The following is a 10,544-nucleotide window of genomic DNA, read 5'->3' on the forward strand; positions in this document are numbered from 1 at the left end:
GCGGAGAGCGCGGGGCCGTGGCGGGGCGTGGCGCCCGGCGGCGCACCGGCTAGCCTCGACGGGTGGCAACCGCGCTGGTGATCGAGAACGACCCGTCGGACGACCTGCGCCGACTGGGCGAATGGCTGACCGAGGCTGGGCTGGAGCTGTGGGTGGTCCGCCCGCACGCCGGCGACGAGCTCCCCGCCGACCTGGAGGGGTACGCGGCGCTCGTGGTGCTCGGCGGCGAGCAGCAGGCGTACCCGCTGCCGGACGGCTCGCCCGGCGCACCCTGGTTCCCGGCGGTGGAGGGGCTGCTGCGCAAGGCGGTCCGCCACCGGGTGCCCACGCTGGCCGTCTGCCTGGGGGCGCAGCTGCTCGCCGCCGCGCACGCCGGGCTGGTCGAGCGGAGCCCGTCCGGGCCGGAGATCGGCCCCGGCGTGGTCGGCCGGCGGGACGCCGCAGAGAACGACCCGCTCTTCCGGTACGTGCCGCTGATCCCGGACGTGCTCCAGTGGCACTCGGACGAGATCACCGAGCTGCCCCGAGGCGCCACCCTGCTGGCCGCCTCCACCCGCTACCCGAACCAGGCGTTCCGGCTCGGTGACCGGGCCTGGGGGCTGCAGTTCCACATCGAGTGCGACACCGCGATGATCGCCGACTGGGCCGCCGACTCGACGCTCCTCGCCGACCTGGGCTACGACCCGGAGCTGGTGGTCGCGGCCTGCGCCTCGGTGATGGTCGACGTGGAGGAGGTCTGGCAGCCGTTCGCCGCCCGGTTCGCCGCGCTGGCCCTCGGTGAGCTGGACGACAGCACCGTGCGGCGTGGCCTGCCGCTGCTCGGGCACTGATGAGCCGGCCGACCAGGGCGTCGGGCCGGCTCGCCCGGTACGGCTTCGGCACCGCCGAGGGCGACGGCGGGGCGCGCGCCGCCGACCTGCTCGGCCCGGACGGGCTGCGGTTGTGGCGGCCGGCGGAGCAGGAGCCGGTCGACGAGCCGGCCGTGGAGCTGCTCGCCGCGCTGTCCCGGGCCGCCGACCCGGACCTGGCGCTTCGCCAGCTGCACCGCATCGTCGAGGCCGAACGCCGCACGAACGGCGGCACCGCGCCCGGCGTGACCGACCCCGGGTCGCCGCTGCTCGCGGAGCTGCACGCCGACTCCGGGTTGCGGCGGCGGCTGATCGCGGTGCTCGGCGCCTCGTCGGCGCTCGGCGACCATCTGGTGGCCCACCCCGAGCACTACGCGGCGCTGCGCACCGCCCCGGACGGGCTCGCCCCCACCGCCGAGGGGCGGCTGGAGCCGGCCGGCGACGGCAACCCGGTGGCGGTGCTGCGGTCCGCGTACCGGCTGGCCCTGCTGCGGATCGCGGCGGCCGACCTGACCGGCGGGCGCGGCCTGGAGCAGACCATGGCCGCGCTCTCGGCGCTGGCGGACGCGACGCTGGCCGCGGCGTACGAGGTCGCGGTCGCGGAGCTGCCCGCGGGCACCGCGCGGCCCCGGCTGGCCGTGGTGGCGATGGGCAAGTGCGGCGGCGACGAGCTGAACTACGTCTCCGACGTGGACGTCATCTTCGTGGCCGCCGAGGACGCCGACCTCTCCGCCGCCACCCTGGTGGCGACCCGGCTGATCCACATCTGCGGGCTGGTCGCCTGGCCGGTGGACGCGGCGCTGCGTCCGGAGGGCAACCGGGGCCCGCTGGTGCGGACCCTCGCGAGCCACCTGGCCTACTACCGCCGGTGGGCGCGCACCTGGGAGTTCCAGGCGTTGCTCAAGGCCCGCCCGGCCGCCGGTGACCTGCCGCTGGCGAAGGAGTGGATCGACCAGCTCGCGCCGCTGGTGTGGCGAGCGGCGGAACGGCCCGAGGCGGTCGAGGACGTCCGAGCGATGCGGCGCCGGATCATCGACAACATCCCGCCGAAGGAGCTGGAGCGCGAGATCAAGCGCGGCTCCGGCGGGCTGCGCGACATCGAGTTCGCCGTTCAGCTGTTGCAGCTCGTGCACGGTCGTGGCGACGAGACGCTGCGGGTGCCCGGCACCATCCCGGCGTTACGCGCGCTCGTCGCCGGCGGCTACGTCGGTCGTGCCGACGGCGAGGCGCTGCTGCGCGGCTACCGCTTCCTGCGCGGCATCGAGCACCGACTCCAGTTGCAGGGCCTGCGGCGCACCCACACCGTGCCCACCGAGCCGGCCGCGCTGCGCTGGCTCGCCGCCGCGCTGGACTACACGGCGACGCCGGGGCGCAGCGCCGTGGAAGCCTTCCGGGCCGAGTGGGTGACGCACGCCGCCGAGGTACGCCGGCTGCACGCCAAGCTGCTGTACCGACCGCTGCTGGAGTCGGTCGCCCGGGTGCCGGCCGACGGGCTGCGGCTCACCCCGGAGGCGGCCCGGCACCGGCTGGAGATCCTCGGCTTCGCCGACCCGGCCGGGGCGCTGCGCCACCTCCAGGCCCTCACCGGAGGGGTGAGCCGCACCGCGGCCATCCAGCGGACCCTGCTGCCGGTCCTGCTCAGCGAGTTCGCCGACGCGCCGGAGCCGGACCGGGGGCTGCTCAACTACCGACAGGTCTCCGACAAGCTGGGCAGCACCCCCTGGTATCTGCGGCTGCTGCGCGACGGTGGCCCGGTCGCCCGACGGCTGGCCCGGGTCCTCGCCCTCTCCCGGTACGCCGCCGACCTGCTCGCGCGGGATCCGGAGGCGCTGCGGCTGCTGGCCGAGGAGAACGAGCTGGCGCCCCGCCCACGCGAGGTGCTCCGGGAGGGGTTTCTCGCGGCGGCGGCCCGGCACACCGACCCGGTCGAGGCCACCCGGGCGGTGCGCGCGTTGCGCCGCCGGGAGCTGGTCCGGGTGGCGTGCGCCGACGTGCTCTGCCGGGCCGGTTCGCTCGCGCCCACCCCCACCCGTACGGACGGCGGAACCCGGCCGGCCCCCGGGCTGGCCGACATCACCGCCGTCGGCACGGCGCTCGCCGACGTCACCGACGCCACCCTGGCCGCCGCGCTGCGAGCCGCCCAGGCCAGCCAGCCGGCACCGCCCGGACTGCGGTTCGCGGTGATCGGCGTGGGCCGGCTCGGCGGGTACGAGTCGAACTACCTCTCCGACGCCGACGTGCTCTTCGTCTACGACCCGCCCGCCGGGAGCAACGAGAGCGCGGCCAGCGCCGCCGCCCACGCGATCGCCGAGGAGCTGCGCCGGCTGCTCGGCGTGCCCGCGCCCGACCCGCCGCTCGGCGTCGACGCCGACCTGCGCCCCGAGGGCCGGCAGGGCCCCTTGGTGCGCAGCCTCGCCGCCTACGCCCAGTACTACGCCCGCTGGTCGCGCGTGTGGGAGGCCCAGGCGCTGCTGCGCGCCCGGTTCGTCTGCGGTGACGCCGACCTGGGCGCCGAGTTCGAGGCGCTGATCGACCCGGTGCGCTACCCGGCCGAGGGGCTCACCCGCGAGCAGGTCGTCGAGATCCGCCGGATCAAGGCCCGTGTGGAGACCGAGCGACTGCCCCGCGGCGCCGACCCGGCCACCCACACCAAGCTGGGCCGCGGCGGGCTGGCCGACGTGGAGTGGGCGGTGCAGCTGGTCCAGCTCCGGCACGCCGGCGCGGTCCCCGCGCTGCGCGGCACGCGTACCCTCGACGCGCTCGCGGCCGCCGAGCGGGCCGGCCTGATCGACCCGGCGGACGCCGCCGAGATGGCGGCCGGCTGGTCCCTGGCCGCGCAGGTCCGTAACGCGTTGATGCTGGTCCGTGGTCGGGCCGGCGACCAACTGCCCCGGCACGGGGTCGAGTTGGCCGGGGTGGTCGCGCTGCTCGGCCGGGACGACCCGGGGGAGTTCCTCGACGAGTACCTGCGCACGGGCCGCCGCTCCCGCGCCGCGGCGGAACGGGTCCTCGATGCCTGACGCGCTGACCCAGCCGACCGGTACACCGGCCGGCCGGCGGACCGGACGCGCCCGATCCCCGTACGCGGTCTGGGCGCCGGCTGCCGGGGTCGCGGTGTTGCTCGCGGCCGTGTTCCTGCTCGCGCCGCGGATGGGCACCGACCTCGCCGCCCAGGTGGCCCGTGCCGAGTTCGCCGACCGGTACGGTGCCACGCCCCTCGACCTCGGCTGGTACGGCGGCGTCAACCAGTACGGCTACAGCCTGTTCACGGCCCGGTTGGGCGCACTGATGGGCGTGCGTCCGCTGGGCGCCGTGGCCGCCGTGCTCGGCGCGGCCGCGCTGGGCTGGCTGTTCCACCGGAATCGGGCTCGCCGGCCGCTGCTGGCCGGCGTCCTCGGTGCCGTGGTGCTGGTCGGCAACCTGGCGAGCGGCCGGATCACCTTCGCCGTGGGGCTGACGTTCGGGCTGCTGGCGCTCTGCGCGGTCAGCGCGGAGCGTCCACCGCGTTCGGTACGGCTGGCGCTCGCCGCCGCCTGCGCCGCCCTGGCGACGGCCGCGAGCCCGGTCGCCGGCCTGTTCACCGGGCTGGCCGGCGGGGCGTTGCTGCTGGCCGCCCTGCGCCGCGGTGACGGGCCGGGCCGCCCACTGCCGGGTGGCTGGCGGGCGGAGCGACCGTTGGCGGAGGGCGTCGTCCTGGCCGTGGCACCCGCGGTCACGCTGGCTCCGATCGCGTTGTTCTTCGGCAACGGAGGCACCCAGCCCTACTCGGCTGAGTCGATGCGGATCAACGTCGCGCTCGCGGTGCTGGTGGGCGTCGTGCTGCCCCGTCGTCGCCGGGTGCTGCGCGTCGGCGCGGTGCTCACGGTGCTGCTCCTGGTCGGGGCCTACTACGTGCCCAGCCCGATCGGTTCCAACGCGTTGCGCCTGCCGATGCTCTTCGCCCTGCCCGTGCTGGCCGGGTACGCCCCGCTTCCGGGGCCGTGGCTGGCCGGGCTGCTCGCCGCGACCGTGTGGTGGCAGCCCCCGGTGATGGTGAGCGACGTCGTCCGGGCCGGCGCCGCGGAGAGCGCCGCGGCGTTCTACCGGCCGCTCGTCGCGGAACTGGAGCGGCGGCAGCCGGTCGGGCGGGTCGAGGTGGTGCCGCTGCGGGACCACTGGGAGTCCGCGTACCTGCCGCCGACCGTGCCGCTGGCCCGCGGTTGGGAACGCCAGGTCGACAGCGATCGCAATGCGCTGTTCTACGACGGCGGCCTGAGCGCGGAGACCTACGAACACTGGTTACGCGACGTGGCGGTGACCTACGTGGTGCTCGCGGACGCTCCCGCGGACCGCTGGGGCCGCGACGAGGCCGAGCTGATCCGCACCGGCCTGCCGTACCTGCGGGAGGTCTGGCGTGATCCGACCTGGCGGATGTATGCCGTGGTCGATCCGACTCCGCTGGTCGGGGACCCGGGCCAGCTCGTCGCCGCAGACCGGGGCTCGGTCCGGTTGACCGCCGCGCCGGGCGACGTGCTGGTTCGGGTCCGCTGGTCGCGCTGGCTGTCGCTCACCGGCCCGGACGGCTGCGTGCGGCCCGGCGCGAACGGGTGGACCGAGGTGCGGGTTCGCGCCGCCGGTGACTACTCGATCTCCAGCGGCCTCGCACCGGCGAACCACTGCTGACCGGCCGGGGACGCACTCCGGCCGGGTGCCTGCCGTCGGCTCCCCGCCGACGGGCTGGCAGCATGTCGGACGTGCCTCACCACCTCGCGCGCTGGACCGGCCTGGCCGGCTCGACGCTGCTCGCGCTGTCCGCCTTCCTCGGGGGCGCGTTTCCCGGCGGCCCGCTGCGCAGCACCCCGGTCAGCATCTGGCAGGGTCCGAACGGACCGCTGATCCTCGCCGCGTGGGCGGTCGGCATCGGCCTGATGGCATACGCCTGGTGGGCTCTGCGCGACGGGGGGCCGTCGACCCGCTGGGCCCTGGTCACCGTGGCGCTCTGGCTGCTGCCGCTGCTCGTCGCGCCGCCCACCGGCAGCCGGGACGTGTACGCGTACGCCTGCCAGGGCGCCAGCTTCGTCGGCGGCATCAGCCCGTACGAGCAGGGTGTCTCCGCCCTGCCCTGTCCCTGGCTGGACACGGTCTCCTACATCTGGCGGGACACCCCGGCGCCGTACGGTCCGCTGTTCGTGCTCATCGCGGGTGCGGTGGTCAAGGTCGCCGGTTCGCTGACCGCCAGCATCGTGCTGTTCCGGGCGTTGTCGCTGGTCGGGGTGGTGTTGAGCGCGTCGGCACTGCCGGCGCTGGCTCGTCGAGCCGGCGTGCCGGCCAAGCGGGCGGTGTGGCTGGCGCTGGGCTGCCCGCTGGTCGCCGCGCACCTGATCGGTGGCCCACACAACGACGTGCTGATGCTCGCCGCGCTGGTCGGTGGGCTGGCCGTGGTGGCGTCCCGGCCGGGACGGCGTGGGCTGCTGCTGGTTGGCGGGGTGCTGCTCGGTGTCGCGGTGGCGATCAAGGTCACCGCCGTGGTGGTGGTGCCGTTCGCCGCGCTGGCGGCCACCGCCGGGCCGTTCCGGATCCGGACTCTGATCCGCGACGGCGGCTGGGTGGTCGGCGGCGCGGTCGCCACCGTTGTGGGCGTGACCGCCGCCGGTGGGCTGGACTTCGGCTGGGTCGGCGGGTTGTCCCAGGGAGGCGCCGCCGTCGCGTGGACATCCCCGCCGACAGCGGTCGGACAGACGGTCGGCATTGTCGCGGCGCTGTTCGGCGGGCACGTTGACGCGCTGCCGGTGACGCGCGGGATCGCCGTCGTGCTCCTGGCCGTACTCCTGGTCTGGCTCTGGTGGCGGGCTCGCACCCGCGATCCGCTGTTCTACGCCGGCCTCGCGCTCGCCCTCACGGTCGCGCTCTCTCCCGTGGTGCATCCCTGGTACTGGACCTGGCCGTTGTTCGTGCTGGCGGCCACCGCCCGGCGGACCCGGTGGTTCACCGTGGTGGCCCTGGTCGCGTCGTTCCTGGTGCTGCCCGATGGCACCGGCCTGCCCCGGTACACCAAGTCGGTCGGGGCGCCGCTGATGACGCTGTTGGTGATCGTGGTGGTCATCCGGTTGGTACGGTCGGCTCGGGCGGCCCGCCAGCCGGTCGCCGCCGACTGAGGGAAGGTGCGCCGGTGACCGCTCCCGGCGCCCCACCACCATCCGCCGCTCCCGGTCCGCTGACGGCGCGTGCCGCCCGGTACGGCGGCCTGGCCGGCGCGGCCCTGCTCGCCGTTGCCGGGTACCTCGGCGGGGCGCTGGCCGACGCCCCGCTGGGCGCGACGCCGGTGTCGATCTGGCGCTCCCCGGGCGGCCCGGCGACGCTGATCTGCTGGCTGGGCGGCACCGCACTGCTGGTCGGGGCGTGGTGGTCGCTGCGCGAGGGCGCGCCGTCGACGCGGTGGGCGTACGTCACCGCCGGCCTGTGGGCGTTGCCGCTGCTGCTCGCGCCGCCGTTGGGCAGCCGGGACGTGTACTCGTACGCCTGCCAGGGCTGGACGTACGCGCACGGCCTCGACCCGTACGCCACTCCGGTGGCGGCGGCGGGCTGCCCGTGGCTGGACACCGTGGCGTCGATCTGGCGGGACACCCCCGCCCCGTACGGGCCGGTCTTCGTGTTGCTCGCGGCGCTCGCGGTCGGCCTCGGCGGCGGGCTCACCGGGGCGATCGTGCTGCTGCGGGTGATCGCGGTGGCGGGCCTGCTGCTGGCCGCGTTCTGTCTGCCCGCGCTGGCCCGCGCGGCCGGGGTGCCGACCCGACGGGCCGCCTGGCTGGCGCTGGCCAGCCCGCTGGTCGGGGTGCACCTGGTGGCCGGCGCGCACAACGACGCGGTGATGCTGGGCCTGCTGCTGTGCGGGCTGCTGGTGGTGATCCGCCGGCCGGGCCGACCTGCGGCGCTGCTGCTCGCCGGGGCGCTGCTCGGGCTGGCGGTGACGGTGAAGGCGAGTGCCGTGGTGGTGGTGCCGTTCGCCGCGCTGGCCGCGGTGCACGGCCGGTACACCGTGCGGGCGCTGCTGCGCGACGGCGGGTGGCTGGCCGGCGGGCTGCTCGCCGCGCTGCTGGTCACCTCGGCGCTGTCCGGCCTCGGGTTCGGCTGGGTGGGCGGGTTGACCCACAGCGGGGACTCCGAGCAGTGGACGTCGCCGCCCACTGCGGTCGGTTTCGTCGTCGACTACGCGGGCGCGCTGGTCGGCGGGGGCCCGGCGGCGGTGCCGGTGGTCCGGGCGGTCGCGCTGCTGCTGCTCGCCGGAGTGCTGGTGGTGCTCTGGTGGCGGGCCTGGCGGACGCTGCGCGCGTCGAACGACGTCCGGGTGGCCCGGATCGACGCGACCCGCCCCCGGGTGGCGCTGCACGGCGCGGCGCTGGCGCTGGTCGCCACCGTCGTCCTGTCCCCGGTCTTCCACCCCTGGTACGCGACCTGGCCGCTGGCGCTGCTCGCCCTCACCGCCATGCGGACGACGTGGTTCGTGCTGCCGGCGGCCGTGGCGGCCTTCCTCGCACTACCCGACGGCACCAACCTGGCCCGCTTCACCAAGGCCCCCGGCGCCGTGGCGATGACCGCCCTACTCCTGACTGTGCTCCTGCGCGCCCTGCGCCAGCATCCCCGACCGCGCTGATCATGAGGTTAGCGGCGGGCGCCGCAGGCAGGGCAGGAGGCGCGGGGTCGGGCCAGTCGGGCGCGCAGGGCGAGCGCCAGCGGCAGCAGGGCGGGGCCGACCAACGCGACCAGGACAGCCGTCGCGGCGAGCGCCGCCCAGCTCGGGACGAGCCTGCTCGGCAGGCCGTCCGCCGCCCCCGCCAGCGGCTGCAGGGCCAGCAGGCCCACCGGTGTGAGCAGGATCAGGCCGGCCCAGCCGCCCCGGTGGTCGCGGCGCAGCACCAGCCCCGCGCCGAGCAGCACCACCACGGCGAGCACCGCCACGGCGGCGCTCGGCAGAACCGGGACCACGGTCCAGGTGTAGTAGCTCGAGGCGAACACGTCCGGGGGCAACAGATTCGTCCCCGCGAGGCTGGCGGCGCCAGCGGCGACCAGCGGCACCGCCCGCAGCGGCGCCGGCAGCCCGTCGGATGCGCCGAGCGCGACCAGGCCCAACGCGACCTGCGGTAGCAGCACGAACAGCGGCGGGCGCGGCAGGCCGGTGAGTGCGGCGGCGGGGACGAGTGCGACCGTGAGGAGCACCGCGAGCGTGATGGCGCGCCGGGTCCACCGACCGGGCGTCAGGGCATGCACCACCGCGGCGAGCAGCCAGGCGGTCCACGCCATGATGCCGAGCGAGACGAACGGCCCGGCGGCTGGCTCGCCGAAGCCGGGCGGAGCGGGGCGTAGCTCCAGCACCGCCCAGACCCCGGCGAGCGAGGTGGCGGCGAGGAGGGCCAGGACAGCCGCGAGGCGTACGCCTGGCACCAGGTCGGCCGCGCCGGCAGCGCGCACCCGCTGGCGGAGCCCGCCGCGCAGGACGTCCGCGGCGTCCGCGGGCGAGGGCCAACGCCGACCGGGTGCGGCCAGGTCCAGGTAGGTGCCGACGATTTCGGCGCCGCGGGCGCGCCGGTAGTCGGCGGGGTAAATGCGCAGCAGCCGGAGGTAACGGCGTTCCAGGTCGTTCATGCCAGCCCTCCGGCCGTGCGCGGGGTGATCGGGTGGGCGGCGCGAGTCCGCTTGGACAGCCGCGCGGTGGCGGCTTCGACGTTGCGGCGCAGCCGCTCGGTCTCGGCGCTCAGCGTGGCGTCGCCAGCGGGGGAGAGCCGGTAGTAGCGGCGCAGCCGGCCGTCCACCACCTCTTCCCGGTCGACCTCGACGAGGCCGGCGTCGACCAGCCGGTCGAGCGCCCCGTAGAGCGTCCCGGGGCGGAGGGACACGCGGTTGTCGGAGAGGGTGGCGACCTCACCGATCAGCCCGTAGCCGTGCATTGGCTCGGCGGCGAGCGCGGTGAGGATCAGGAAGGTGGGTTCGCGCAGCGGTGTTTCCACCGCCTCAATATATCGGAGACGAAGGTATATCGGGGGGCGTTATAAAGCGGCTGGGTCGGCTCCGCGATCGCGGAGCCGACCCAGCCGGTGATCGAGCGAATGCTCAGCAGTCGTACGCAGCTCAGCAGTCGTAGTACATGGCGAACTCGTGCGGGGTCGGGCGCAGGCGCACCGGGTCGACCTCGTTGGCCCGCTTCCACTCCACCCAGGTGGAGATCAGGTCGGGGGTGAAGACGCCGCCGTCGAGCAGGTAGTCGTGGTCGGCCTCCAGGGAGTCGAGCACGGCCGGCAGTGAGCCCGGCACCTGCTTGACGTCGCCCCACTCCTCGGGCGGGAGGTCGTAGAGGTCCTTGTCGATCGGCGTGGGCGGCTCGATTTTGCTCTTGATGCCGTCCAGGCCGGCCATCATCATCGCGGAGAAGGCCAGGTAGACGTTGGCCGACGGGTCCGGGACGCGGAACTCAACGCGCTTGGCCTTCGGGTTGCTGCCGGTCACCGGGATGCGGGTGCAGGCGGAGCGGTTGCGCTGGGAGTAGACCAGGTTGACCGGCGCTTCGAAGCCCGGCACCAGGCGGCGGTACGAGTTGACCGTCGGGTTGGTGAAGGCGAGCAGCGACGGCGCGTGGTGTAGCAGGCCGCCGATGTACCAGCGGGCCATGTCGGACAGGCCGGCGTAGCCGGTCTCGTCGTAGAACAGTGGTTCGCCGTTGAGCCA

The 10,544-nt window shown here is 75.6% G+C and carries 7 protein-coding genes and 1 pseudogene; 5 read left to right on the forward strand and 3 right to left on the reverse strand.

All coding sequences use genetic code 11. The features are described from left to right. Positions 1-62 precede the first annotated feature (62 nt). From ABZU69_RS34955 to mptB (ABZU69_RS34975), 5 genes are all read left to right on the forward strand, one after another. The gene (locus ABZU69_RS34955) at positions 63-830 is read left to right on the forward strand and encodes a type 1 glutamine amidotransferase (protein WP_354968534.1); all 768 of its coding nucleotides are present in this window, start codon (positions 63-65) and stop codon (positions 828-830) included. After that, positions 830-3,868: a bifunctional [glutamine synthetase] adenylyltransferase/[glutamine synthetase]-adenylyl-L-tyrosine phosphorylase gene (locus ABZU69_RS34960; RefSeq protein WP_354968535.1), complete on the forward strand. Its 3,039-nt coding sequence runs from the start codon at positions 830-832 to the stop codon at positions 3,866-3,868. Before ABZU69_RS34955 ends, ABZU69_RS34960 begins: the two co-directional genes overlap by 1 nt. After that, positions 3,861-5,510 carry a hypothetical protein gene (locus ABZU69_RS34965; protein WP_354968536.1) on the forward strand — a complete coding sequence of 550 codons (1,650 nt, stop codon included), beginning with the start codon at positions 3,861-3,863 and terminating at the stop codon, positions 5,508-5,510. The genes ABZU69_RS34960 and ABZU69_RS34965 overlap by 8 nt, the downstream gene beginning before the upstream one ends. 71 nt (positions 5,511-5,581) lie before the next feature. Continuing rightward, the gene (gene mptB / locus ABZU69_RS34970; RefSeq protein ID WP_354968541.1) at positions 5,582-6,982 is read left to right on the forward strand and encodes a polyprenol phosphomannose-dependent alpha 1,6 mannosyltransferase MptB; all 1,401 of its coding nucleotides are present in this window, start codon (positions 5,582-5,584) and stop codon (positions 6,980-6,982) included. A 14-nt stretch (positions 6,983-6,996) separates the two neighbouring features. Further along, positions 6,997-8,478: a polyprenol phosphomannose-dependent alpha 1,6 mannosyltransferase MptB gene (mptB, locus tag ABZU69_RS34975; protein ID WP_354968537.1), complete on the forward strand. Its 1,482-nt coding sequence runs from the start codon at positions 6,997-6,999 to the stop codon at positions 8,476-8,478. 8 nt (positions 8,479-8,486) lie between these two features. Here the strand turns inward: mptB (ABZU69_RS34975) and ABZU69_RS34980 are convergent, their stop codons facing one another. The 3 genes and pseudogenes from ABZU69_RS34980 to ABZU69_RS34990 form a co-directional block, all read right to left on the reverse strand. Beyond that, the gene (locus tag ABZU69_RS34980) at positions 8,487-9,467 is read right to left on the reverse strand and encodes a hypothetical protein (RefSeq protein WP_354968538.1); all 981 of its coding nucleotides are present in this window, start codon (positions 9,465-9,467) and stop codon (positions 8,487-8,489) included. Then, positions 9,464-9,829, reverse strand: a complete 366-nt coding sequence (locus ABZU69_RS34985) for a helix-turn-helix transcriptional regulator (protein WP_354968539.1) — start codon at positions 9,827-9,829, stop codon at positions 9,464-9,466. Before ABZU69_RS34985 ends, ABZU69_RS34980 begins: the two co-directional genes overlap by 4 nt. Positions 9,830-9,950: 121 nt before the next feature. After that, a pseudogene (locus ABZU69_RS34990) lies at positions 9,951-10,544 on the reverse strand (type I glutamate--ammonia ligase); the annotation flags it as partial.

This window comes from Micromonospora sp. NPDC005206 (assembly GCF_040608175.1).
GTDB lineage: Bacteria > Actinomycetota > Actinomycetes > Mycobacteriales > Micromonosporaceae > Micromonospora.